The 23,760-nt window shown below is 72.4% G+C and carries 25 protein-coding genes and 1 pseudogene; 14 read left to right on the top strand and 12 right to left on the bottom strand.

Features of this window, described 5'->3' with window-relative positions; genetic code table 11:
- The first annotated feature begins 531 nt into the window (after window positions 1–531).
- Entirely contained in the window at window positions 532–1,272 is a 741-nt protein-coding gene (locus AB0O40_RS12290; protein ID WP_365038918.1) for a PhnD/SsuA/transferrin family substrate-binding protein, read from the top strand.
- 284 nt (window positions 1,273–1,556) lie between these two features.
- The gene (locus AB0O40_RS12295; protein ID WP_365038921.1) at window positions 1,557–1,838 is read left to right on the top strand and encodes a DUF3027 domain-containing protein; all 282 of its coding nucleotides are present in this window, start codon (window positions 1,557–1,559) and stop codon (window positions 1,836–1,838) included.
- Between the two features lie 7 nt (window positions 1,839–1,845).
- Here the strand turns inward: AB0O40_RS12295 and AB0O40_RS12300 are convergent.
- The 3 genes and pseudogenes from AB0O40_RS12300 to AB0O40_RS12310 form a co-directional block, all read right to left on the bottom strand.
- Window positions 1,846–2,921 (bottom strand): annotated as a pseudogene (locus tag AB0O40_RS12300) (IS630 family transposase).
- Between the two features lie 84 nt (window positions 2,922–3,005).
- Entirely contained in the window at window positions 3,006–3,614 is a 609-nt protein-coding gene (locus AB0O40_RS12305; protein WP_365038924.1) for a LysE family translocator, read from the bottom strand.
- Between the two features lie 8 nt (window positions 3,615–3,622).
- Window positions 3,623–4,366, bottom strand: a complete 744-nt coding sequence (locus AB0O40_RS12310) for a phosphodiesterase (RefSeq protein WP_365038927.1) — start codon at window positions 4,364–4,366, stop codon at window positions 3,623–3,625.
- Between the two features lie 173 nt (window positions 4,367–4,539).
- Between AB0O40_RS12310 and AB0O40_RS12315 the strand changes: the two genes are divergently transcribed.
- Window positions 4,540–5,163 (top strand): ABATE domain-containing protein, encoded by a 624-nt coding sequence (locus tag AB0O40_RS12315; protein WP_365038930.1) that lies wholly within the window; start codon window positions 4,540–4,542, stop codon window positions 5,161–5,163.
- 563 nt (window positions 5,164–5,726) lie between these two features.
- Here the strand turns inward: AB0O40_RS12315 and AB0O40_RS12320 are convergent.
- Window positions 5,727–5,885 carry a hypothetical protein gene (locus AB0O40_RS12320; RefSeq protein WP_365038933.1) on the bottom strand — a complete coding sequence of 53 codons (159 nt, stop codon included), beginning with the start codon at window positions 5,883–5,885 and terminating at the stop codon, window positions 5,727–5,729.
- A gap of 991 nt (window positions 5,886–6,876) precedes the next feature.
- Between AB0O40_RS12320 and AB0O40_RS12325 the strand changes: the two genes are divergently transcribed.
- Both AB0O40_RS12325 and AB0O40_RS12330 read left to right on the top strand, forming a co-directional pair.
- The gene (locus tag AB0O40_RS12325) at window positions 6,877–7,599 is read left to right on the top strand and encodes an SMI1/KNR4 family protein (protein WP_365038936.1); all 723 of its coding nucleotides are present in this window, start codon (window positions 6,877–6,879) and stop codon (window positions 7,597–7,599) included.
- Between the two features lie 96 nt (window positions 7,600–7,695).
- Complete coding sequence (locus AB0O40_RS12330) at window positions 7,696–8,115, top strand: hypothetical protein (protein WP_365038939.1); 420 nt, start codon at window positions 7,696–7,698, stop codon at window positions 8,113–8,115.
- Between the two features lie 318 nt (window positions 8,116–8,433).
- Here the strand turns inward: AB0O40_RS12330 and AB0O40_RS12335 are convergent, their stop codons facing one another.
- Window positions 8,434–8,904 (bottom strand): hypothetical protein, encoded by a 471-nt coding sequence (locus tag AB0O40_RS12335; RefSeq protein ID WP_365039144.1) that lies wholly within the window; start codon window positions 8,902–8,904, stop codon window positions 8,434–8,436.
- Here AB0O40_RS12335 and AB0O40_RS12340 point away from each other — a divergent pair.
- Window positions 8,816–9,010, top strand: a complete 195-nt coding sequence (locus AB0O40_RS12340; RefSeq protein WP_365038942.1) for a hypothetical protein — start codon at window positions 8,816–8,818, stop codon at window positions 9,008–9,010. The genes AB0O40_RS12335 and AB0O40_RS12340 overlap by 89 nt on opposite strands.
- A 115-nt stretch (window positions 9,011–9,125) precedes the next feature.
- Here the strand turns inward: AB0O40_RS12340 and AB0O40_RS12345 are convergent, their stop codons facing one another.
- Window positions 9,126–9,515, bottom strand: a complete 390-nt coding sequence (locus AB0O40_RS12345; protein ID WP_365038945.1) for a pentapeptide repeat-containing protein — start codon at window positions 9,513–9,515, stop codon at window positions 9,126–9,128.
- A gap of 189 nt (window positions 9,516–9,704) precedes the next feature.
- Here AB0O40_RS12345 and AB0O40_RS12350 point away from each other — a divergent pair, with 189 nt between their 5' ends.
- Window positions 9,705–11,036 (top strand): sporulation protein, encoded by a 1,332-nt coding sequence (locus AB0O40_RS12350; protein ID WP_365038947.1) that lies wholly within the window; start codon window positions 9,705–9,707, stop codon window positions 11,034–11,036.
- A gap of 441 nt (window positions 11,037–11,477) precedes the next feature.
- Here AB0O40_RS12350 and dmpI read toward each other — a convergent pair whose 3' ends face one another.
- Window positions 11,478–11,660, bottom strand: a complete 183-nt coding sequence (gene dmpI / locus AB0O40_RS12355; protein WP_365038950.1) for a 4-oxalocrotonate tautomerase DmpI — start codon at window positions 11,658–11,660, stop codon at window positions 11,478–11,480.
- Window positions 11,661–11,774: 114 nt separating this feature from the next.
- Window positions 11,775–12,674, bottom strand: a complete 900-nt coding sequence (locus AB0O40_RS12360; protein ID WP_365038953.1) for a LysR substrate-binding domain-containing protein — start codon at window positions 12,672–12,674, stop codon at window positions 11,775–11,777.
- 555 nt (window positions 12,675–13,229) lie between these two features.
- On the opposite strand from AB0O40_RS12360, the gene AB0O40_RS12365 reads away from it, so the two are divergent.
- Window positions 13,230–13,703 carry an NUDIX domain-containing protein gene (locus AB0O40_RS12365; RefSeq protein ID WP_365038956.1) on the top strand — a complete coding sequence of 158 codons (474 nt, stop codon included), beginning with the start codon at window positions 13,230–13,232 and terminating at the stop codon, window positions 13,701–13,703.
- 61 nt (window positions 13,704–13,764) lie between these two features.
- Entirely contained in the window at window positions 13,765–14,544 is a 780-nt protein-coding gene (locus tag AB0O40_RS12370; RefSeq protein ID WP_365038959.1) for a PIG-L deacetylase family protein, read from the top strand.
- Window positions 14,545–14,586: 42 nt separating this feature from the next.
- Here the strand turns inward: AB0O40_RS12370 and AB0O40_RS12375 are convergent, their stop codons facing one another.
- Window positions 14,587–15,570 carry a YafY family protein gene (locus AB0O40_RS12375; RefSeq protein WP_365038961.1) on the bottom strand — a complete coding sequence of 328 codons (984 nt, stop codon included), beginning with the start codon at window positions 15,568–15,570 and terminating at the stop codon, window positions 14,587–14,589.
- An 81-nt stretch (window positions 15,571–15,651) separates the two neighbouring features.
- On the opposite strand from AB0O40_RS12375, the gene AB0O40_RS12380 reads away from it, so the two are divergent.
- Window positions 15,652–16,392 carry an alpha/beta hydrolase gene (locus AB0O40_RS12380; RefSeq protein WP_365038964.1) on the top strand — a complete coding sequence of 247 codons (741 nt, stop codon included), beginning with the start codon at window positions 15,652–15,654 and terminating at the stop codon, window positions 16,390–16,392.
- Between the two features lie 54 nt (window positions 16,393–16,446).
- Here AB0O40_RS12380 and AB0O40_RS12385 read toward each other — a convergent pair whose 3' ends face one another.
- Window positions 16,447–16,827, bottom strand: coding sequence for a hypothetical protein (locus AB0O40_RS12385; protein WP_365038967.1), 381 nt, complete (start codon window positions 16,825–16,827; stop codon window positions 16,447–16,449).
- Here AB0O40_RS12385 and AB0O40_RS12390 point away from each other — a divergent pair.
- Window positions 16,807–16,920 carry an ATP-binding protein gene (locus AB0O40_RS12390; protein ID WP_365038970.1) on the top strand — a complete coding sequence of 38 codons (114 nt, stop codon included), beginning with the start codon at window positions 16,807–16,809 and terminating at the stop codon, window positions 16,918–16,920. The two genes, AB0O40_RS12385 and AB0O40_RS12390, sit on opposite strands and share 21 nt — an antisense overlap.
- A 192-nt stretch (window positions 16,921–17,112) precedes the next feature.
- Here the strand turns inward: AB0O40_RS12390 and AB0O40_RS12395 are convergent, their stop codons facing one another.
- A complete protein-coding gene (locus tag AB0O40_RS12395; RefSeq protein WP_365038973.1) occupies window positions 17,113–18,237 on the bottom strand; it encodes a polyprenyl synthetase family protein in 1,125 nt (374 codons plus the stop codon).
- Window positions 18,238–18,606: 369 nt separating this feature from the next.
- On the opposite strand from AB0O40_RS12395, the gene AB0O40_RS12400 reads away from it, so the two are divergent.
- Window positions 18,607–20,259, top strand: coding sequence for an FAD-dependent oxidoreductase (locus AB0O40_RS12400; RefSeq protein WP_365038976.1), 1,653 nt, complete (start codon window positions 18,607–18,609; stop codon window positions 20,257–20,259).
- A 20-nt stretch (window positions 20,260–20,279) separates the two neighbouring features.
- Here the strand turns inward: AB0O40_RS12400 and AB0O40_RS12405 are convergent, their stop codons facing one another.
- Window positions 20,280–21,377 (bottom strand): polyprenyl synthetase family protein, encoded by a 1,098-nt coding sequence (locus AB0O40_RS12405; RefSeq protein ID WP_365038979.1) that lies wholly within the window; start codon window positions 21,375–21,377, stop codon window positions 20,280–20,282.
- Window positions 21,378–21,730: 353 nt separating this feature from the next.
- On the opposite strand from AB0O40_RS12405, the gene AB0O40_RS12410 reads away from it, so the two are divergent.
- Complete coding sequence (locus tag AB0O40_RS12410) at window positions 21,731–22,420, top strand: ABC transporter ATP-binding protein (RefSeq protein WP_365038982.1); 690 nt, start codon at window positions 21,731–21,733, stop codon at window positions 22,418–22,420.
- On the top strand, window positions 22,417–23,742 hold the full coding sequence (locus tag AB0O40_RS12415) for an ABC transporter permease (RefSeq protein ID WP_365038985.1): 1,326 nt from the start codon (window positions 22,417–22,419) through the stop codon (window positions 23,740–23,742). The genes AB0O40_RS12410 and AB0O40_RS12415 overlap by 4 nt, the downstream gene beginning before the upstream one ends.
- Window positions 23,743–23,760: the final 18 nt, after the last annotated feature.

Here is a 23,760-nt window from a genome sequence, read left to right on the forward strand (position 1 = left end):
GATCACGAGGAGGTCCTTTCGGGGCGGGCGGGGACACCGAGCCGGGGCCGGGCCCGGCCGGGGCGCCGTCTACCGGCCCCGGGCCGGCCCGCTCCCGGCCGGCCCGCTGGTCGTGCCGTCGGAGGAAGTCCGCCGGCACGCCGCCCGTGAAGCCGGCTCCGGCACCACCCCGCCGTGACCACCCCCGGCACCGCCCCGGCTGTGCACCGTCCCCGGGCGCCCGGGTCCCGGGCCCCGGTCTCGCGCCGGCCGCGCTCCGGCTGGGGTGTGGCTCTGACCTGCCCCGGTGCCGACGCGGCGGGTCCAGGCCTCGGCTCTGTGGTGCCGGTCCGGGCCCAGTACCCCCGGACGCACTCCTGCGGGCCCGGAAACCGAAAAGCCATCCTGGCTGCTGTGGCCTGCTGGGAGGTTTCCAGCGGATACGCCCTGGGGCCCGTACCTCACCCGTTCCGGTGCCGCGCCCGGTGGCCTGCGAGAAGTCTCGCGCTGGGCGAGACTGGAGGGTGGACCTCGCCCTTCACGGGAGGATCGATGACCGCGACATTCCTGTACGACGCGAACCTGAGGCTCGAAGTCGATTCCCCGGCGTGGTCTTCCTTCCTCGAAGACCATGCCATTCGCCCCGTCGGTTACCACGGCGACATGGCTCCGCTGACCCGGCAACTGGAACGGCACATGGCGACGTTCTCGTACCTTCCCGTGCTCAACTATTTCCACCTGCGCGCCGACCCCGCGTACGAACCCCTCGCCAGCGCCGTCTACGCGGCGGACGGCACCACCGGCATCCCGAGCGTGCTCATCGTCGCTGCGGGCAGTGAGGTGACCGCTACCGGTCACCTCCGCGGCAAACGGCTGGCCATAGCCCACCGATTCTGCACGACGAGCTTCCTCGCGCCCCTGTTGATGGTCCATGACTTGGGCAGCCGCATCGACGAGTTCTTCAGTGAACTCGTCATCACACCGCCCTACGAGGGACAGGTGGAGGCGGTCCTCACGGGTGCGGCGGACGCAACCTTCATCCAGGAAGACGTGTGGCTGAAAGACCCGGCCCATACCGAGAAGACGCGTGTGCTCACCCGCAGGGACCACCTCCCGACACCGCTCTTCATTGCCGGCGAGGAGGCGTCCCCCGGGCTGAGCTCAGCCGTCCGGCGCTTTCTCCTGAACTACCGCCCGCCGAGGCGGGAATCGGCACTGTTCTGCGGATTCGCGCCCTACGACACTTCCGCGGTCGAAGAGACCTTCCGGATCACCGAGGAAGCCCTCACCTGAAGCCCACGAGGCAGTACGGATCGCCCGCCCCGCCCTGGGCAGGGGCCACCCCTCCGACGTGTTGATCCTCCCAGGGCCGTTCACGCTGTCCACGACGGGCCCTCGGGCGCGTTCCCGGGCGCGGGCACGCGGGCGCTGCTCTTCCTGCCCACGGTCCGCGTGAGACCGGCCCGGAGCCGTGCCACGCGGTGCCGCATCAGGCAACGTTCGCCCTGTTTCCGATGAGAGGATCACCTGGCAATCATCGGGGCTGACAGTTTCGGTCAGGCGAGGAGGGGCCGAGGGTGACGACTGGCGAGCCTTGGACGGGTGACGATCGAGAACACAACGATCAGTGCCATGCTCGCTGGCATGGGTCGTTGAATCGTTCGACCGCTCAGCCCGACTATCCGGACGAGTGGTACGACGCTCAGTGCGGAGGGTGCCGCTTCTGGATCGCGCTGAGCGGGCAGCTCGGCCAGGACTACGGGGTCTGCACCCACCCCGTCTCGCCATTCGATGGACGGGTGCGGTTCGAGCACGACGGCTGCCAGTGCTTTGCGGTCCGCGAGGGCTCGTTCGGATAGACGCCGGTCAGGCGACGTTGACGCTGGCGGCGACCCGGCGAAGGCGTTCGTCAGCGGCATGATTGTTCCGCCAGATGATGTAGCGACGGATCATGCTGCCCTGGGCGCCTCGATCCGGTTGAGCCAGGAGCTGTTGGTCGGGGTGTGGGCGATCTCCACATTGTTTGCCGCCGCCCACGTCGCAACCCGCTGGCACCGCTTCGTCGTCAGGTGCGGGGAGTGGCTGTCGCAGACAATCGCAATGCGCACGTCCATCGGGTGCAGCGAGCGCAGGTAGCGGCAGCACTCCAGGAAGTTCGACCCGTTCTTGGTCTTCTTGACGTGCCCGTAGAGCTGGTCCTTGGCGAGGTCGTAGGCGGCGAACAGATGCCGGACCCCGTGTGGGCGGGTGTAGGTCGCGCGACGGTGGGGCCGGGGCTCACGGTCGGGATCCTTGTTCCGGCCGCCGAGTTCGGCCCATTGCCGGCCGGGGTGAGGCTGGAGGTTGAGCGGCCCGAACCCGTCCATGCAGAAGACGACTTCGGGCTCGCCTTCCTCGGGTATGACTTCGCCGTCGGCGATCGCGTAGAGATGCTCGACACGAGCATTCTTGGCCGCGTGGTCGGGGTCGCGGGAGGTCTTCCAGGTCCTTACGCGTTGAAAGGAGACGCCCTCCTCGCGGAGCAGGATGCGCAGGCCCTCGTGGCTGATGTCGTCGAGCACCCCCTCGGCGACCAGGAAGTCCGCCAGCTTGGCCAGGCTCCAGGTCGAAAACGGCAGGCCGTGCTCGGCCGGCCCGGACTTGGCGATCTTCTTGATCTCCCGGCGTTCGGGAAGGGTGAAGGTCCTCGGGCGGCCGCCCTTGTACTTCGGGTAGAGCGAGTCGAAGCCGTCCGCGTTGAAGTTGTGCAGCACGTCCCGGACCCGGTCCGCGCTGGTGAACGACGCCTCGGCGATCTTCGCCACGGACATGCCCTGTGCGGATATCAGCGCCATCTGGGCTCGCCGCCAGGTCACCACCGAACCAGTACCTCTGCGGATGATCCGCAGCAACCGCCTGCCCTCGTCGTCATCAATCTCCCGGACCCGCACACGTTCAGCCACGCGATCATTCTGGCCGTCCGATGCCATCCGGCGCAGCAAACCCAACAACGCGTCACGACAGGGCGAACGTTGCCTGATGCGGCACTAGGTGGTGGCCGCGTGGATGCCGAGGGCCAGGAAGGCCGTGGCCGTGAGTCTGGCGGCCGTGGCTTTGGCTCGGGGTGTGTGGAGGAGGGGTGTGGCTCGGCGGATCAGCAGGGTCCAGGTGAGGAGCCAGAGGGTCATCAGCAGGGCGTGGGCCGTGGCCAGGGTGAAGAGTTGGGCTGCCAGGGGGTGGGTGGGGGTGAGGAACTGGGGGGCCAGGGTGAGGTAGATCGAGGCTGCTTTGGGGTTGAGGACGTTGCCCAGCAGGGCTTGGGCGTAGACGGAGTTCAGGCGGGGCCGGCGGTGCGGGGGTGGGGGCCTGGTTGCCGTACGCCAGGTCCACAGACCGAGGGCGATGAGGTAGAGGGCGCCGGCGAGTTTGACGGCGGTGAAGGCCTGGCCGGAGTGCATGACCAGGGCGGACAGACCCGCCGCGGCGAGGGTCGCGTGCGCGTACAGTCCCGAGACCGTACCGAGGATGACGGGCAGCGCCCGGCGGCGGCCGGCCTCCGTGGTGTGCCGCATGAGCAGGGCCAGGCTCGTGCCGGGGGTGGCGACCAAGGGCAGCACCGCCGTCACGAAGGCGAGTACGGCGTACGGCTGGATCATGGGCGGGGTCAGAGCACCACGCGGTAGTGGGTGGTCAGGCGACCGTCGTCGTCCAGGACGTGGAACGCGAGGCCCGGCGGCTGATCGCGGTCGGCGGGCTCATCACCTTCCCAGGGCATGCGCAGGGTCCAGGTGACGGCCGGGCCGACGATCAGGGGCCGGCCCGCGAAGCTCGAGGCGGCCGCGGTGTGCGCGTGTCCGGTGAGGACGGCCGCGACCTGAGGGTGTGCGTCGAGGAGCGCTGCGAGACCGTCCGGGTCGTCGAGCCGGTAGGCGTCGGGCAACGGGTGGTGGAGTGCCACCGGGGGCTGGTGGAAGGCGATCAGCGCCGGCATGTCCCGTGGCAGGGCGCTCAGTTCGGCGTCGATCCACGCGAGGGTCCCGGCGTCGAGACGCCCCTCGTCCCGCCCGGGGATGGTGGAGTCGCACATCAGGACGGCCGTGCCGGCGATGACGTGGATGCGGTTGACGGGGCGGTCGTCGGGCGCCTCGCCGAGCAGGGCCTTGAGGTAGGCCGGGCGCGCGTCGTGGTTACCGGGGCACGGGAGCACCGGGAAGGGGGCCGCCAGGATCCGTGCGGCCTCCTCGTACTCGGCCTCCGTACCGTGGTCGGCGATGTCCCCGGTGACCAGGAGCGCGTCGACCGGGCGGGGCAGGGCCCGCAGGTGGTCCATGACCCGCATCGCGCGCCGGGTCGCCCGCTCACTGCCGTCCAAGTGCAGGTCACTGATCTGCGCGAGCAGCACCGTCATCTCGTTCCCTCCCCAAGTGGTGACCGTTGCGGCAGCCGCCGCAGGTCCGGGCCGAGGCGACTCCCCCGCCGGCCGGACTCTAACGGTATTTCTGGATTAACCATTAGGGACTCTAGACTGTGGCGGAGAGTGTGATCAAGTGGGGTCGAAGGACGGACGGACAGGAGACGCTGATGGAACGGTGGCTCGCACTGGAACTGGCGAGCACGATCCGCCACGACGGGGACGGGGGCGTCGCCGACGACCTCACGACGACGGACGGAACCGATGTCTGGATCCGCGCGCAGGCGGAGATCCTGGCGGGGCAGGTCGACGTCGGCGCGATCACGGCCGACGAGAGGCTCCGGGGTGAGATCGTCGAGCTGCGGCGTGCCGTGCGGGCGCTGTTCGCCTGGACGGTCAGGCCCGCGCCGCCCAGCCGGGCCGACGCACATCACCTGATGCCCATCGACCTGGCGCTGGCCCATCTCAACGCCGTCGCCGCACGCGAACCCGTCGTGCCACAGCTGGAGTGGCCCGCGGGCGACTCCCCCACAGCCCGGCTGCTGTCGGCGGAAAGCGATCCGGAGGTCCGGCTCGTCGCGGCCCTGGCCCGCGCCGCGATCGACTTCCTGACCGGTCCGCACCGTGAGCGGCTGCGGTCGTGCACGGCCCCGCGCTGCGTGCGGTACTTCGTCCAGTCACACGGGCGGCAGGGATGGTGCAAACCCTCCTGCGGCAACCGCGCCCGGGCCGCCCGCCACTACCGGCGCCAGACGGACCGCGCTACGGAGGCGGAGCGGACGGCCTCGGAGTAGCCCGGCATACGGGGCCGGACGGGCCCGCGTTCTCGCGCCCGAGGCCAGTGGTGGGCAGGCAGGGCGGCCTGACCACGACCGGAGCGGAGTACCCCCGCGCAGAACCGCAGACACGGACCATAGACTCGCGGTCCCCCCGGCGACCATACGCGGCCGCCAGGACGGGGGCGGGATGTGCGCGAACGCGCCGCCGTGGTCGCTCTGCAGGGCGTGGACGGTCGAGGCCGCAATAGGCCTCGGCGGGCAGGGCGCTGTCGTGTACCGCCGGGTCCACGACGGCCAGGGCCTCCTCGCTGAGGCGGGCGGCCTCGGGGAGATAGCCGACTTCCCCGCAGACCGTCGGGGACCGGTGCGCCGGGCGGCCCGGTCAGCGAGCGAAGGGTGGCGCCGACCCGGCGGCCGACGCGTTCGGCGCAAGAGCCGTGCCGCCAGGTGGTGTTCCGGGCCAGGCAGGTCTCCAATCGGGTGCGCAGGCCGCGTTCGCCTTCGGGGCCGCGGGCCAAGTCGTCCATACGGACCGCCCGCAGCGGCCAGGCGCGGGTGGCCACCAGCCAGCCACTCTCCTACTCGGAGTCGACGACGTCCTTGACCAGGGACACCAACCGGCTGTTCGCCGCCCGGTCGACACCGAGCCGCGCGAGCGCTGCGGGGCGAGCGCGCCGCCAGGGGAAGGTACGGGCGCCCGCGTACAGGTCCGGGGCGGCGGGCCGGGCGGCAGGCACCCCACCCCCGGCCGCGGCCGGGGGTCCGCCCGCCACGCAGGCCGGTACGGCACCGGGCCGGGACAGGAGGGGAAATGCTCGCGATTCCCCATGAAGCCCAGAAGCGTGTCGTGCAGCCGTTGCCGACGCTCGGGCCGGCGCCCGTCGACGGCGAGTCGGGAGCAGGGACGGGACAGCAGGCCGTAGAGGGGACCACCGGTCAGCTCGACGTAGACCCGGTCCGGCACCGGCCCCCGGACCGGATCGCCAGGCTGCGTCCCGTGCGCCCGCCGGCCCACCCATGGAACATCCACTCGCCCAGACCTGCACTCCTCGTGCCGGCCCCAGCCGGGCCTGTGCGGCGATCGCAGGCCGTGTCACGCCCGCGTGTGACACGCGCGAAAGGCATGACGCTCTGGGGTATTCGCACAGTTCAGAGGGTGTGACAGGCGCCGTTGTCACACGCGGATGTGACAAGCGATGTGACACCGGTCCGGGGCGATGTGGACCACCTGGCAAGGGGTGGTTCCGGCCCGAAACAGGCGACGTCGGGGGCCGCCATGTTCTGACGGATCCGCAGGAACCTGACCGAGTGGCGGAAGACCCCGCCCGTGCCCACGGCACGATCCGCGCTCACCTCCGGGCGCACCAAGGTCACCTCCATGGCGTCGGGGCTCCACCCGCCGACGCGAACCGGACGCCCTCCCACCGGTGGCCGGAGCCAACGGCGGCCAGGCGCCCCGCCACCTGCCGGGAGCACTCGGCGCTCAGCGGACACGCGCGGTAGCAGGGGTCCAGGACCAGCGCCGCCGCATTGCAGCCCGGCCGGACCCGAGACGGAGTTCACCCCTGCGGGAGGCCGGATTCAGCGCCGAGAACGCCACTGCACACCACGCGCGAACCCTCGCACCGACACCACTGGAAGGCCTCGCCACCGCCGGATGTCAGGGACACCTGGTCGCCGTGTCAGGGCGCGAAGTGGGCTGGTGAGCCGTACGGATATCGTCCTGGCATGACACATGAGTTCGATCTTGCCGCGTCGCTCGCAAGCGGCGTCCAGGGCCGTAGTGGTGCATGGAGCTTCATCCAGGGCTTCACCGCCCACTGGGTCGGTGCCGCCCTGGAAAACGGTGACGGATGGACGGAAGCCGATCTCGACGCTGCCGAGGAGAGGCTGGGCGTCCGGCTGCCGGCGGCGTTGCGCGAGGCGTATCTGCTGTTCGGACGTCGGCAGGATCTCACCAGCAACCACGATGTGCTGCTCGGCCCTGCAGAGCTGTATGTCGATGAAGCCAAGGAGGCGCTGGTCTTCCGTCACGAGAACCAGGGGGCCGAATCCTGGGGCATCCTCCTCGACAGCCTCCAGGATGACGATCCTTCGGTGCTCATCCGACCTGATCTTGCCTGCAAGAGCGCCGAGCGGTGGGAGAGCTGGCTGGAGCGTCTTTCCCTTTGCTTCGTTGAGATCATCTTGTCCGAGTCCCTGCAGGCCGGTGCAGACCTCTGCGACTTCCTCGACCCGGATGACGACAGCCTCGAGCTCCTGGAGACGAACTCCGCCCGACTGCCGTTCCCGGCATACCCCATCGGCGAGGAGACCCGGTGGTTCCTGGGTCACGACGCCCTTCTGCGCGATGACGACGGCGCGGCCATCCTGGCCCGCGGCCGGACGACAGAAGACCTTGACCGCGTTCGTGACCTGATCCCGGGCGACTGGCTCAACGACCATCGCTGACCGGGCCAGCACCTCCAGCGCCACCGCCGCACTCAACCCCAGCGCCTCGGCGGTCTGCTCCGTGGGCGCGTCGCTCCGGGCACCGCGGGCCGCCCAGTGCCCGAGCCGGCCGGCCAGCACCTCCAGCGCCGCCCGGACGCCGCGACCGGCGACGACGTCGTGAGCTTGTCGGCCTCCCCGTCCAACTGCTCCAGCAGCACTGTCACCGGCATCGTCGCGGAAGAACCCGACGCCGAAGCCCAGCCCGAACGCCTGCCGGTCCTCATCCACCGCCAAACCGTACTCGCCGTGGCCGTACAGGACGCCGAAGCCGACGGCACGGGCGCCAGCGACGACGTACGCACCACCACCCACGTCCTCATCACCCGCCTGGCCATGTCTGCCGCGCACATGAACCGCGTTCAGGAGCCGTTGTTCACTTCGGTACCGACGGACGAGACGGTGGTACCGACGAGCGGCGAGCAGGTGGCGGAGGAGATCTTTCCGTTACCGACCCAGGGCCCGAGACGGACGTAATTCACCATGTTCTTCCGACAGGTGACCTTGACCCGGAAGTTGCCCACGAGGCCGAGCCCCAGGCACTTGGCGGCACCGCCCCCGTTGAGTTTCCAGGCGTTACACGAAGCCCGGGTGTGGGGGATTGGCTCTGGCAGAGGGGAATCTGCGGCAGCGGTGGTCGCGGTGAGAGCCACCGCGACGGCTGCGGCTGCCGTGCCAACAATGCGAGCGACTGGGAAGCGGGTGGGCATCGAGTCTCCTGGTTGGTTCTGCCTTCTCTGCCGAAGCCGACGGTGGGAGGCCGGGTGACGGGTGAAGGCACCTGTGATCAGCGTTTCAAGACCACGCGAGCCACCAGAGAGCCGATAGATGATCATCTGATCCAAAAGGTGAACTGGCGCCGGGAAGGTGGCCGATCCCAGCGGGGCCGGGCGGCCGGCCGTCGGCAACGGCCGTACTCGCCACCCTCCGCTCCTGCTTTGAGTGAGCCGCGCGGAATTCGAGTGGGTGATCGCGGCGATGCCGGAGGTGATCGTGCACTGGCCATTGCAGTTGCCGACGCCCGTGTTCGTTGGCGGAGGTGGCGGTGCCGCCGACCGTGGTGTTCTCCGCCTTGGTGTCACCACTGAGACCGATGCCGTCCGCGCTGGCATCCTGGACGAAGGTCACCGCGTGCTGCGGGGCCGGAGCAGCCATCGCGTTCGCATCGTGCGGGCGGGTGTCGTTCGTCAAGGTCATCCGCGACTTCCACAGCGGACGGAGCAGGGGCTTCGGCTTCATCGAGATGGCCACGCCCGAGGAAGCCACGACGGCGAGCTCCCGGTGCAGGGCAGCATCCGCGCGCGATGGACGATCACCGTCTCCGAAACGAACCCGCCGGAGACCGCGTCGGGCCGGGCCGGCGGGGCGGTAGCTCGATGTATCGAGAGGACCGGCACAGCCCAGGAAGCACGCCAAAGCCCGTTCCCGGGGCCCTACTCACACTCCGGGCCGTGCGGGGCCGCACCCGTGGGTCCCGTCCGGGACCGTCAGCGCGGGGAGGCCGGGAGGCCGCGCACACCCTTGAGGTTCGCGCCCGTCACCTCCGCACCCGTGAGATCGGCGCCCGTCAGGTCCGCGCCCTGAGGCCCGCTTTGATGCGGGCGCCGGGCTGGACGATGACCGTGCCGATGACGTGCGCGCCGTCCGCGATGACGCCGCCCCCGGTCAGGCCGTGCCGGTCCGGGTGGGTGAGGTCGGCGGTCAGGGTGGGTGAGGTCGGCGGTCAGGGTGGGCTTGATGTCGAAGACGGTGGTGCAACGTGCCAGCAGGCCGGTGATGTACACGCCGAGCGGGTCGTGGCGCAGGTAGTAGGCGGGGGTGAGTTCGTCGGCGACGGTCTCGGATCCCGGGGCGGGGGTGAGCAGGGTGGGGCTCATGGCGGCTCCTGTGTCGGTGGCCGGTGGGATGGCTCCAGGAAACCGCCGCTGTCCTAGGACTGGGCAGGCTCACAAGGGGGGCTCGCAACTCACAAACCGGCGACGACGGGTGTGCTGCGGGCCTACCCTGCTGCTCCGGATACGGGCACGTTCCGCCGTGATCGGGTCTTCGTGAAGGAGGTGCCCGTGATGGCTCCGACCCCGCGCCGGGCCAAGCCGCCCAACCTCGCTCTCGAGCGCCTGCTGGCCTCCAGCGGCATGAGCCATCACGCGCTGGCCCGCCGGGTCAACGAGCTGGCCGGGCAGGCCGGGCTCCACGTGCCCGAGTTCATCGCGCGTGCGCTGGGCGAACGGCTCGGCCGGCCGGTCGACGTCGCCGAGATCGGCATGAAGACGGTGCGCGAGAACACGGCGGAACTCGGGTTGGATTTCCCTCGGGACACCGCCGAAGCCGTTCGGCACGCCGTGAGTTTCTGGAGCACCGTGGAACACCTGGACCGCCGCGCCTTCCTGAACAAGGCCTTCGCCGTCGGCGCGTACGCGATCCCTGTCACCCGCTGGCTCGGCGTTCCCGTCGACCCGGGCGCCGCACACCACGGCAGCGGGCGGGACGGGCGGGAGGACCTGTCGGAGCTGTGGCAGGCCGCCGACGAAGCGCAGCGGTGGGACTCGAGGTACGGCGGTGGGACCTGGCGGGCCTCCTCGGTCACCAACTGCCTCACCCGGCGGGCCGTCCCTCTCCTGCACGGCTCCTACACCGACGAGGTCGGCCGCGGCCTGTTCGCGGTCACCGCTGAACTCGCCCGGGTCGCGGGGTGGAGCGCGGTCGACACCGGTCACCACGACGTCGCGCAGCGGCACTTCATCCAGGCCCTGCGGATGGCCAAGGCCGGCGGCGCGGTGGACATCGGCTGCCACGTCTTGGCGAACATGGCCCTCCAGGCCCTATTGCGCGGCTACCACCAGGAGGCCATCGACATGGTGCAGGGCGCCCACGACCGCGCCCACGGGCGGGCCGGCCACCGGGTCCTGGGTTTCGCGAAGCTGATCGAGGCCCGAGCCCACGCCAAGGCGAACGACGCACGGGCCGCGTCCGCCGCACTCGCCGCCTCCGAGCGGTGCCTCGAAGCGGCGGACCGTGACGCTGACGAGCCGCCATGGATCCGGTACTTCACCCACACCCGCCTCGCCTCGGACGCCGTCGAGATCCACCGCGACCTGCGCAACCCAGCCGCCGCCTGGAGGTGGAACGCGCAGGCCGACGCCATGAACCCGGACAGCTTCGCCCGCTCGGTCGGCCTGCGCCTGACCGTGCTGGCCACCACACATCTCCAGCAGGGCGACCTCGACCAGGGCCTTGCCGCCGGGCACCGGGCCATCGACATCCTCGGTCGTGTCGCCTCGGCCCGCGCCCGCGACTACGTCGCCGACATCACCACCACTATCGCCCCCTGGCGCCGCGAGAAGCCCGTCGCCGGGTTCCTCCACCGCGCCCGCACCGAGCTCGCACTCGTCTCCTGAGAGCGGCGCCGCGGCCGGTGCACGGCGCCCCGGGCGTTCCCCGGGATGGGGCATCGTTGGCCGGCTCCCCATCATCAGACGATCAGGTGCCCTGCAGCGTCGGGCCGCAACAACGAGACGCTGCGCGGTCCGCTCCCCTACCCCGAACCTCGTGATGGTCGGGTCCACCTTCCCGCACTACGGGTGTTGGCGTGAGTGGTCGCTCGAAGCCCGTCCGGCCCCCTGCGATGACGGTTGCCTCGCGGCGGTGGGGCCCGTCGGCGGGGTGCGCACCGGGGTTCGACCGGCGGGGCAAGTGGCGCCGGGCATAGGTTGCCGCGTCCGGGTGCGGGGCGGCCGTCGCGTCCCTCTCGCCTCACCCGCGCGACAGGTCAGGTTGACCTTGCAAGCCGGCCCCGCACGCCGTCCGCACCTCACCGGAGCGAAGCGGCCGCGCGGACGCTAGCGGTCGGCGGTGAGCTTGCCTGCGGCGGACCAGCTGTCGGCGGGGACCTCGTGGATCCAGACCTGGACGGTCTCGGCGGGCAGCTGCAGGGTGTCCACGAAGGCGTCGGTGATGCGTGCGACCAGCTCGCGCTTGAGCTCGATGCTGCGGGGGCCCTGCTGGACGGTGACGATCGGCATCTTCTGCTCCTCAAAGGGGATGCGCCATCCGGCTCCTGATGTCCGGCCTGCGCTGTGAGAACAGTCCACCGCAGAGTCCGGAGGCGAACCAGACGCGTTTCGCTCTGGCAGCGATCACGATTCGTGATCGTGCGCGGCCCGCTCCCGGCAGGCCGCGAGCAGCAGCTCGGGGTGCGGCACGGTGCGGCGTACCCCGAGCGCCAGCGGCAGTGCCAGCACCTGGTCGCGCAGCGGCCGGAAGGCGATCCGCGGATGGCTGGTCAGGCGGGCGTTGGCCGCGTAGACCACCGTCCACATCGGGGTACCGGTGCCGATCGCGGCGAGCGTGTCCTGCAAGGTGCAGGACGCCGGGCCGGGGACGGGCTCGAAGCCGGCCCGGTGGCAGGCGGTGAGCACCAGGTCGACCAGCGCCGGATGGTTGCGGCGCTCGGTGAGCCTCAGCGGCAGTTCGGCCAGGTCCGCCAGATCGAGCTCGGCGTGCTGCGCGAGGGGGTGGCGGGCGGGCAGGGCGACCACCAGCTCGTCGGCCGGCAGCGGCAGGAAGCGGACCTCGCCGGTACCTGCGGGGATCTCGCCGCGGACGAAGGCCGCGTCGAGGCGGCCGTCCACGAGCCTGGCGAGCCGCTCCTGCACCGGGGCCGAGTGCAGTTCCACGCGGACCTCGGGCGCGTGCCGTTGGTAGGCGTCGAGGATCCGGTCGAGCCGTTCGCCGAGCCCGGTGATGGTACCGAGCCCGAACGCCCGGGCGCCGGGAGCGGCGAGAGCGGCAGCCAGCTCCGCCGCGGCCCGCTCGGCGGCCAGCACCTCCCGGGCGGCCGGCAGGAACCGTTCACCGGCCGCCGTGAGCCGGACGTACCGCGGCGAGCGGTCGAACAGCTCCACCGTCAACTCCCGCTCCAGCCGGCGCACCTGCTGACTCACCGCCGGCTGCCCGAGCATCAACCGGTCGGCTGCCCGACCGAAGTGCAATTCTTCCGCGACGGCAACGAAACACCGCAACTGACGCAGCTCCACACGATCCCCCCGTACCGGTCCCTGCCCTGCCCTGCGGCGGCCCGCCAAGGCCCCCGGGCAGCGTACGACCGGCCCGCGCCGCTCCCACCAGCGGGGACGCCTCCCGGTGACCTGGGTCCCGGAATCGTCCCTGGCTCGGTACGAGTCGTCCGGGTCCGAAGACTGCGCCGTCATCGGTGACTGGTGCCCAGCGGGCTGTGCTTGAGGGGGTGCCTCGCCGTTCGACCGCTCAGGCGCCGGCGATACGGTCGCGGATCGTGCTCGAGCCCGCGCAGGGACATTCGATCGCGTGGGTGTCCCGCCGTCCGGGGAGCGCCGCCGACACGGGCCTCACCTGGCGGCGGTACCTCAAACGCGCGGGGCGCCCGAGCCTCGGTGTTTCGGCCACTCCGCCTTCGGACGGGGCCCTTGCGGGGCAAGGGTCCGTGCAGCGGGCATCTTCGGGATCCGCTCAACCGCAGCGTGCGCGACGCGTCCGAAAGCGCAGGTGTTCGAAATCGCCGCCCCGTCGTTGAGTACGGCGACACCACCAGTACGGCCACGAGGGGGCACTCCATGACGTCCGAAGAACCGGACACCGACGGCTGGGGCGGGGCCGTGTTGAACGGCGTCGGCGTCCACCTCCATCTCGAGGACGAGCAGGGGCGCGTGCTCCTGGGGCTGCGGCACCCCTCGTCCCGGTACGCCGGGAACACCTGGCACTACCTGGCCGGCCGGTGCGAGCAGGAGTCCGCGACCGCGTGTCTGGTGCGCGAGGCGTGGGAGGAGGCCGGTCTGGTCGTCGACCCCGCTGACGTGGAACTGGTGCACGTGGTCCACGTCGTGGAGGGGCCGGGTGAACTGCCCTTGCTGCAGCTGGTGTTCCGGGTGCGACGCTGGGAGGGCGCACCCGAGGTGCGGGAGCCCGACAAGTGCCTGGCCTGGCGGTGGTGGGCTCCGCAGGAGCTGCCGGACCGGCTCGTGCGCTACACCCGGCTGGCCATCGGCGGCATCGCCGAGGGACGTGCGTACTCGGAGCTGGGGTGGTGACCGCCGCCCCGGCCCCGCGCCGGGCGCCGACCGGCCCGTTCCCCACCCGGTGGGACGTCCAGTGACACGACCGGACGTACCGTCCCTCTTGGGTGTCTTCGCACACCCCGACGACGAAGCCCTGCTGGCCGGCGGGGTCCTTGCGCAGCACGCCGCCGCGGGCGCCCGTACCGCGGTGGTCACCGCCACCTGGGCCGCCGGCACCCACCGCATCCCCGAACTGGCGGACGCTCTGGCCGCCTTGGGTGCCGGCGCCCCGCGGCTGCTCGGCTACGCGGACGCCCGCAACCCGGCCTCGGCGCCCAGCGGTACGGCCCGCCTGGTCGACGCGCCGCTGGACGAGGCCGTCGGGCGGCTGGTCGCGCACATCCGCGAGCTCCGGCCCGACATCGTGGTCGGCCATGACGCCCTCGGGCAGTTGACCGGCCACCCGGACCACCGGCGCACCCACCAGATCACCGCCCTCGGCGCCGCGGCCGCCGGCCTGGCGCACCTGTACCCGGAAGCCGGTGAGCCCTGGCTGCCGGCCGCGGTGTACGCGGCCACGCACCCGGAATCGGGCGTGCGCGTGCTCGGGCCGCTGCTGCGGGGCGTCGGCAAGACGGTCCTGGCGGCGCCGGACGCCTACGTCACCACGACCGTCGACGTCACGCCGTGGGCCGCGGTGAAGTGGGCCGCGATCCTGGCCCACCGCAGCGAGGTCGCCCGCCCGAGACCCTTGCCGGGGCTGCTGGCCCGGCTGCCGGAAGCCGAGCGGGCGGAGGTCATCGGTACCGAGTTCTTCACCCGGCTCTCCCCCGGGCCCGTACCCGGTGACCCGCACCGGCTCGACGCCCGGTAGGGCGGTTGCCGTCGGTCCGGCCGGCCGCGCCGGGCGTGGCCGTCACCCGGTCCCGGGCGGCGGATCGTCCGCACGGCGGTCGGCCGCCCTGGCGAGTTCGGCGGCCACGGACTTGAGGGCGGGGCGGAGTTCCTCGGGGCGGTCGATGGTGAAGGGCCATTCCAGGGAGGCGAGGAGGCGGGCCATGCCGTCGAGGCGCTCGGCGCGGGCGCGGAGCAGGACGCCGTCGGCCCCCGCGGTGAGGGTGAGGGCGGCGCCGGCCAGTCTGCGGGCGATCTGATCGGCGGGGCCGTGGACGGTGACGGCGACCTCCCAGCGGTACGAGCCCCCGGCGAGGGTGGCGGCCAGGTGGGCGGCGGGGTCGAAGCCGTCGGGGACGGCGAAGGTCCGTGTGCGGGGCGCCACCGACGCGATGCGGTCGATGCGCAGGGAGCGCAGCTCGTCGCGGAGGTGGTCGTGGCCGACCACGTACCAGCGGCCGGTGTGGAAGACGACTCCGTACGGGTCGAGGTCCCGCTCGGTGACCTCCTGGCGGCCCGAGCGGTAGGTGAGTCCGACCGTCGACAGGCTGCGGGAGGCCTGTGCCAGGGCCAGCAGGACCTCGGTCTCGGGGGCGTGCGGGCTCACCGGGTGCGCGGTGAAGGACAGGGACTCGCGCATGGCGGCGAGCGGCGGGCGCAGGGCGTCCGGCAGCACCCTCTCGATCTTGGCCCGGGCGCCCGCGCCGGCCAGGGCGGTCGTCCCCATGCCGAGGCGTTCGGCGGCGAGCAGGCCGAGGACCACGGCGAGGGCTTCGTCGTTGGTGAGGACCAGGGGCGGCATGCGGTAGCCGCGGGCCAGCCGGTAGCCGCCGTGCCGGCCGCGCTCGGCCCGTACCGGGATGCCGAGGTCCCGGAGGTGGGCGACGTACCGGCGGACCGTACGGACGTCGGTGCCCAGGCGCTCGGCCAGCTCCGGCCCGGTGAGTCCGGCGTGCGACTGCAGGAGTTCGAGCAGGGTCAGCACGCGGGTCAGGGGATGCGCCATCGATCCTTCCGCAATTCAGGGCGGATTCTGTCCTGTATCGACTCTACGCTCTGGTCAGCAGCTCGATCGAGGGAGATTGACATGACCGACTTCGTACTCGTTCCCGGTGCCTGGCTCGGGGCGTGGGCCTGGGAGGACACCGCCCGGGCGCTGCGGGAGCGCGGCCACGGAACGTTCCCGGTCACGCTGACCGGACTGGCCGAGCGGGCGGCGGAGGGCGGGCCCGGCACGGACCTGGAGACGCACATCGCGGACATCGTCGCCGTGGTGGAGAAGCACGACCTGCGCGCGGTCACCCTGGTCGCCCACAGTTACGCGGCACTGCCCGTGACGGGGGCCGCGGCGCGGCTCGGGGACCGGCTGGAGCGCGTGGTGTACGTGGACAGCGCGCCGTTGCCCGCGGGCATGCGCATGCTCGACCTGATGCCGCCGGCGGCGGCGGAGCAGCTGGCGCAGCAGGTCGCCGCAGAGGGCGACGGCTGGGGGCTGCCGCTGCCGCCGTTCGAGGTGCTGGGTGCCGACGCCAGCCTCGACGGGCTCGACGCGGGCCTGCTCGGGGTGCTGCGCGAGCGTGCCACCCCGCAGCCGTTCGGCACGTACACCCAGGCCCTGTCCGGGCCGGTGGAGCCGGATCCGGGCGCGGACCGGGTCGTGATCGCCTGCCGCGACTTCCGGCAACTGCTGGACGGCGGCGAGCCGATGGTGGCCTTCCTCGGCGAGCCGCCGTGGCGGCGGTTCGACCTGGCCACCGGGCACTGGCCGATGCTGTCGGCGCCCGACGCGTTGGCCGGGGTGCTCCATGACGCGGTGACGGGGTCCTGACGAAGCGTTCCCGGGGGCACCCGCACGCCGCGGGGCCCCCGGAAAGAACCGGCGTCACGCCCGCCGCCCAGACTCCGACGCGCCCGAGGCCATGAACGCGGGCGCTGATCCCTGCTGCCCGGTGGTGTCCGCGGAGTCGAGGAACGCGGCCATCTGGGACGCGCCGGTGCGCTCCAGCCACGTGCGGAAGTCCATCGTGCCGGGGTGGATCTCCCGGGTGGCGGGGATGTCCACGCGGCAGCCGTGTCCGTTGAGCCACTCGTTGGCGTAGGCGAAGTCTTCGCTCAAGGCCCGAATCGCGTCGATCGGGATCTGGACGTCGGGCAGGAGTATGCCGAGTGCTTCCCCGATGGCCGAGGCGATCTGACGCGGCGGTGGGGAGAGACCGTCTCCGATGACGTCGTGGCCGCCGCGATGATCGACCGCCTGGTTCACCACCCCGAGGTTCTTACCCTCACCGGCGATTCCTACCGCACCCGCCAGCGGCGCGAACTTCTCGCGAAGGAGAACCGCCCCAGCCGCGCCTGAGCCAGCCCGGACAGCCGGACCCGTTCAGATGGACCACCAGCAATACAGGTGCAAGTCGACTGCCCGAGCACGCCGGGCGAGACCCGCCATGGCCTCAAGGACGTTGACACGGCGGCCCCGGATGCCGGCGTGCGGGGTGCTCACTGGATCGGCCTCTCACGGTGGATCGGGCAGCTGTGGGGAGTGGCGGTGTCAGTGGCGGCGGGCGGTGGCCCGGTGCGTGAGACGGGCCAGTTGCGCGGCGACGGGATCGGGCAGGGCCAGCGCGTGGAGTGCGTCGAGGGCCTGGGTGCGGCGTTCGGCGATCCTGCGCTCGACCTCGGCGCGGGCGCCGCTGTCGACGAGTACCCGACGCAGCCGGCGGACGCCGTCCTGATCGAGCGCGGGCGCGCCCAGCAGGGTTTCCAGGGTGTGTGCCTGCGCGGGGGTGGCGCGCTCGCGGGCGAGCGCGACGAGCAGGGTGTGTTTGCCGTCCCGCAGGTCCTCCCAGGCCGACTTGCCGGTCCGGTCCGGGTCGCCGAAGGCGCCCAGGAGGTCATCACGCAGCTGGAACGCCTCGCCCGTCGGCACGGCGTAGGCACTGAGGCCGTCGAGCAGTGCGGCGGGTGCGCCGGCGAGCGTCGCGCCGATGTGCAGCGGGCGCTCCACGGTGTAGGTCGCGGTCTTGTACCGCGCGATGCGCAGCGCCAGCGGCACACCGCCCTCGTGGCGGCCCGCGGCGGTGACGTCGAGGTACTGGCCGTACACGGCCTCCGCGCGCATCGCGCTGAACAGGGGCAGGACGGCGGCGAGGCGGTCGGGGGCGAGGGTCGTGTGCAGCAGTTCGTCCGACCAGGTCAGGGCGAGGTCGCCGGCCAGGATCGCGGCGCTCTCCCCCAGCCGTTCGGCCCGGTCCCGGGGCAGGCCGGCACCGAGTCCTTCGGCCAGTTGCCGGTGGACGGCCGGGCGGCCGCGGCGGGTCGCCGCACCGTCCATGAGGTCATCGTGGATCAACGCGACCGCGTGGAACATCTCCAGCGCCGCGGCCACCCCCACCACGGCCGGGGTCAGGCCGGTACCGCCGGCGGCCCGCCAGCCGAGCACGCACAGCAGCGGACGGACCCGCTTCCCTCCGGCTCCGATGAGCTCGCTCAGCACTGAAGCTAGTTGTTCCGGGACCGCGCTGCCGGCCGCGCCCGCGCGCTCCTTGGCGTCCAGGAAGGACGTCAGGGCAGCCTCGATCCGGGCTTTCGCCTCGGCTCCCTCTTCCTCGCCGGGCGGGCAGTTTCGCCGTGCCGAGGCGGGGGTCGAACGATGGTGCGCCAGATCGTCGGACATGTCGCCTGCCCTCCCCAGGACGGCGGACGCCGCCAAGATCAACAGGACGGACGATCACATTCCTGACATATACACGTCAAGCATTTCCGGGGACAGCCGCGCGCAGGGCTCGTCGAGGCTGCCCGGATGGAGCCACCCCAAACGTGGCTCCGTCCGCTCGCCTGCCGCACGCGCGCCGAGGCGGCCCGGGCCCGGCTGTGGTCCACGACAGCCGTGTGCTGATCTTGTCCGATGGGTTCGGGTACGCCGGGCCGAGACCGGGCGCACGTGGAGGGCAGAGGCATGGGGACAGCCGGGAGCGGGGCAACGGCGGGCGTTGCCGGGGCTGGTGTGCGACGGCACGGCCGGGGCGGGCGGGCCGGACGCCGGGTGGTGGTCATCGGGGGCGGGCCGGCCGGGCTGACCGCGGCGATGGAGCTGGCCGAGCGGGGGTTCGCGGTGACCGTGGTCGAGGCCCGGGCGCTGGGCGGCAAGGCGCGCAGCATTCCGGTTCCCGGGACGGGCACGGAGGGGCGTCGGGATCTGCCGGGTGAGCACGGGTTCCGGTTCTTCCCGGGGTTCTACCGGAACGTGACCGAGACGATGGCACGCATTCCCTCCGGCGGCGGCTGGGTCGCCGACCGGCTGGTGGCGACCACGCAGGTGCTGTACGCGCGGGACCGGCAGCGCGAGGGGGTGGTCGTCGACATCTCCGGGGGACCCGGGGCGAGGAGCGTCGAGGCCACGCTGCGGGCGGCCGGCCACCTGCTGGCCCGCACGCCCGGGCTCTCCGCGCAGGAGAGCGCACACTTCACGAACCGGCTGCTGGTCTGGGCCACGAGCGGAGCCGCCCGCCGCGACGGCGAGTTCGAGAACACCTCGTGGTGGGACTTCGCAGCAGGTGCCACCGCCTCCGAGGAGTACCGGCGGCTCTGCGTGATCGGCCCCACCCGCACCCTGGTCGCCGCGAAGGCCGAGGTGGCGAGCGTCGCCTCCATCGGCCGTACCCAGGTGGAGTTCTGGTCCGGGCTGCTCGGCGGAGCCGGCCACGCCGAGGCCGACCGGGTTCTCGACGCGCCGACCACGGAGGCCTGGATCGGGCCGTGGGCCGCACATCTGGTCGCGCTCGGCGTCCGCTTCCTCGTCGGCCACCGGGTCCAGGGCCTGCGGACGGCCCGGGGAGCGGTACGGGCCGCCATCGTGCGCACGCCGTCCGGTGCCGTGCGCGAGCTGGAGGCGGACTGGTTCGTCTGCGCGGTCCCCGCCGAGGCCGCCGTGCGCACCCTCGGGCCGGAGGTGTGCGAGCTCGACGAGGGCCTGGCGGACATCGACCGCCTGGAGACGGACTGGATGACCGGCATCCAGTTCTTCCTGCGCGAACCCACACCGCTCGTCCACGGCCATGTGATCCACGTGGACTCGCCCTGGGCGCTGACGTCCGTCGCCCAGGCGCAGTTCTGGTCCGGCATCGACATACCGGCCCGCTACGGCGACGGCACCGTCCACGACTGCCTGTCGGTCGACGTGTCGGCCTGGGACGTCCCCGGACCCCTCACCGGCAAGCCCGCCCGGGCCTGCACCCGGCAGGAGGTGATCCGCGAGGTCTGGCACCAACTGGCCGGCTCACTGCGCCGCGACGGCCGCGAGCTGCTCTCCCCCGAGCTGGTGCACTCCTGCTTCACCGACCCCGCCATCCGCTGGCCCACCGGACCTGGCGGGCTCGCGCACAACACCGAACCGCTGCTGATCAGCACGGCGGGCTCGCGCCGGTGGCGGCCCAAACCCGCCGGGAAGGTCCCGAACCTGTTCCAGGCCGGCGACCACGTGGACGTGGACCTCAACCTCGCCACCATGGAAGCCGCGGACCAGAGCGCCAAAGCCGCCGTCAACGCCCTCCTCGCGACCGCCGGCTCCACCGCACCGGCCTGCGTGATATGTGGCTGGCAGCCGCCCGCCGAACTCGCCCGTCTGCACCGCCTGGACGACGAGCTGTACGCGGCCGGCCTGCCCAACGCCTTCGACCAGCCCGCCCCATGGGAGTGAGTGGGCCGCCCGTCGGGTGATCAGTACGGGCGGCCTGTGACGAACGCGGCCAGGGCCCGGAGGTCCTGCCCCGCCTCCTCGTGCGGCGGGCAGATCTGGGCCAGGGCTTCAAGGGCCTCCTGTTCGTGGCGACGCGCGGCCGCCTCTGCCACGGCGCGGGCGCCGGTGTGGTCGAGGAGTCCGCGTGCCTCGTCGGTCTCCGCCGCCGTCCAGGGCTCGGTGCGGGCGTAGAGGTGGGCCAGCCTCCGGCGTGCGTCGTCGGCGGCGCTGTCCGATGCGGTCGACGGGGCCAGGGCGACAGCGATCGGGTAGGACTTCTTGCGGGCCGCCAGGTCGGAGCCGGCGGGCTTCCCCGTCACCAGGGGGTCCCCCCATATGCCGAGTACGTCGTCGACGATCTGGAAGGCGACGCCGAGGTGTTCCCCGAAGGCCGCCAGTCGCGCGGCCGCGGCCGGGCTGGCCCCCAACTCGCAGGCACACGAGAAGAGCGAACCCGTCTTGTCGGCGTGCACGCGCAAGGTCGCGGCGACGCCGGGGCGTGCCTCCTGCTCCAGAGCGAGGTCGAGGGCCTGGCCCTGGACCAGCCGTACGAGCGCCGCGCCCAGTAGGCCCGCCGCGCGTGCGGGGCCGCGCAACACCTCCGGGTCCCGCGGCAGGAGCGTCGGGGCCGGATCCGGGTCCGGGCCGGCTGCCGCGTCGAAGAGCAGGCCGACGGCGTGCGGGGTCAAGTGACGCACGGCGTTCTCGACAGCTTCCGCCCCGAAGACCCGCCACGCCGCCGGCCGCCCGCGCCGCAGTTCGTCCCCGTCCATCACGTCGTCGTGGAGCAGGGAGAGCGTGTGCAGCATCTCGACGGCGGTGGCCGCGGCGGGCACCAGGGGGTCGGAGCAGGGGCGCCCCGTGGCCCGGGCGGCCGCGAACACCAGCGCGGCCCGGACCGCCTTGCCCCTTCCGCCTCCGCCGGCGGGCACGGGGCGGCCGGCGGCGTCCCGCAGACCCCACTGGTAGGCCAGGACCCGGGCCGGGCCCGCCTCCACCCGCTCCAAGAGGGCGGAGACCACTGCGTCCGTACGATCACGCGCCTCGGACAGCAGACCGGCGACACGCTGGGACGGCACAGCAGGGGGCGTGTACAACGAAGCTCCAGAACAGTCGGCGTCGGCATGCGGACGGCGGTAGGGGATGCGGAGTTCCGCGGAAGAACCGGCACCCCGCCGGGCCCGCCCCGTTCCGGCAACCACCGGATTCGATCACCCGACCGCACTCCTGCCAAACCGGAGACCGGCTCACACACGTCATCTGCCTGTGATCCGCCTCCGCTGCGCGCAGCCGCCTCGTCGGCCCGTTCGTCTTTCGCCGGCTCCCGACGGGCTCGGTCGCAGTCGCCCATAAGGGTTCGGAATAACCGACCCCCCTACTCGGGTGCCCGCCCCATCGCGCCGCTGACCAGCGGATTCGTACGGTCGAGGGCATGGAACCCATCCTCGAACTCGACCGGGTCAGCCGGAGCTACGGCCGTGGGCCGCACACCGTGCACGCGCTGCGCGACCTCGACGCGCGGCTGTACGCGCACTCCCTCACGGCCGTGGTGGGCCCTTCCGGGTCCGGGAAGTCGACCTTCCTGCAGTGCGCGGCCGGTCTCGACCGGCCGACGTCGGGGAGCGTGCGGCTGGCCGGGCAGGAGATCTCGGGCATGGGTGAGCGCCGGCTGACCCGGCTGCGCCGCGCCCGCATCGGGTTCGTGTTCCAGTCCTTCAATCTGCTGCCGACGCTGACCGCCGAGGAGAACGTGCTGCTGCCGCTGCGCCTCGACGGCAAGCGCAGGGATCCCGCCAGGGCGCGGCGGATGCTCGACCGTGTCGGCCTCGACGGCCGCGCGGATGCGAAGCCCGGTGAGCTGTCCGGCGGCCAGCAGCAGCGCGTGGCCATCGCCCGTGCGCTGATCACCGAGCCGGACGTGGTCTTCGCCGACGAGCCGACCGGTTCCCTGGACGCGGAGACGGCGGCCGGGGTGCTCGCGCTGCTGCGGGAGGCGGTGCGTGCGTACGGGGCCACGGTCGTGGTCGTCACCCACGACCCGGCGGTCGTCGAGCGCGCCGACCGGGTGCTGCGGCTTGCCGAGGGGTGCTTGGTGGCGGACACCGTGGGGGCACCGGCATGAGGGGCCTCGGTTCCAACGGCCTGGCCACCGCCTCCGTCAGAGCGCGCCCCTCGGCCTTCGCGGGCACCTTCGCCGCGCTGGTCCTCTGCGCTGCTGTCGTCACGGCGAGCGTGGCCATCGCGGTCTCCGCCTCCGCGGTGCCGTCCTCCCCGAAGCAGTACGCGGTCTACGAGATGGGCCTCGTCTTCAGCCAGATCACCGTCTATCTGTCGATCTTCGTCATCGGCCAGGTGATGTCGTTGGCCGTGAGCCAGCGGGGCAGGGAGAGCGCGCTGCTGCGCGCCATCGGCGCCGGACCGTGGCAGATCCGCCGGATGGTGGCGACGGAGGCGCTGGTCACGGCGCTCCTTGCGCTGCCGGTCGGCTACGGGCTCGGGGCGCTGGTCGCCTGGGGATGGTTCGGCGTGCTCGACACCGGTGGGATGGTCCCGGCCGGAATGACGCTGCACATCGGCCTCGGGCCGCTGTTCGCCGCGCTCGGGACGCTGGTGGTGTGCTCGCAGCTCGGCGGCTTCATCGCGGCGCGGCGCAGCTCCCGTACCAGGCCGTCGGCCGCGCTGGCTGCGGCGCAGGTACCGGGCGGCGAACAGGCGGGCGGGATACGGGGCCTGGTCGCGCTGGTGTTCCTCACGGGCGCCGTGGTGCTCACCGTCGTGGCCGCCGCGGGGTCGGCCGAGAACGCCGGGGACGTGATCCCGCTGGTGCTGCTGGCCTACCTGGTGGCCACCGAGGTCGGCGGGCCCTGGCTGGGGCGGCTGGCGACGCGCGTGGCGGCGCCGGTGGTGCGCAGCCTCGGCGGCGTGGCCGGCGAACTCGCGATTGCGGGTTCCCGTGCGCGGAGCCGCCGCCTGTCGGCCGCGATCACGCCGATCGCGATGGTGACGGCCTTCGCGCTGGCGCAGTTCGTCGCGCTGGCCGCGAGCGACGACATCGACGCGGCGGCGCTCTTCGGCACCCTGCTGTACGCCGTCTTCGCGGGCCTGGTCGCCGCCAACACGCTGGTGATCCTGACCCTGGAGCGGCTGCGGGAGTTCTCGCTGCTGCGCACGATCGGCGCCGAGAAGGGCCAGGTGCGTGCGGTGGTCCTGGCCGAGTCGGCGATCACGGCGCTGGCCGGAGTCGGCACGGGCACGGCCATCGGCTGCGCGGTGATGGTCCCGCTGGGCGGCAAGACGGGCACGCCGCTGTCCGGCCTTCCCGTGTGGGCGTGGGCGGCGACGCTGGGCGCGGGGGGCCTCCTGGTCTGGGCGGCGTCCGCCGCCCCGCTGGGACGGATGTTCCGGGTGCGTCCGATCGACGGCGTGACGCGAAGAAGTGCCTGAGGATGGCAGGCTCCAGGC

This window comes from Streptomyces sp. NPDC089919 (assembly GCF_040684615.1).
Lineage (GTDB): Bacteria > Actinomycetota > Actinomycetes > Streptomycetales > Streptomycetaceae > Streptomyces.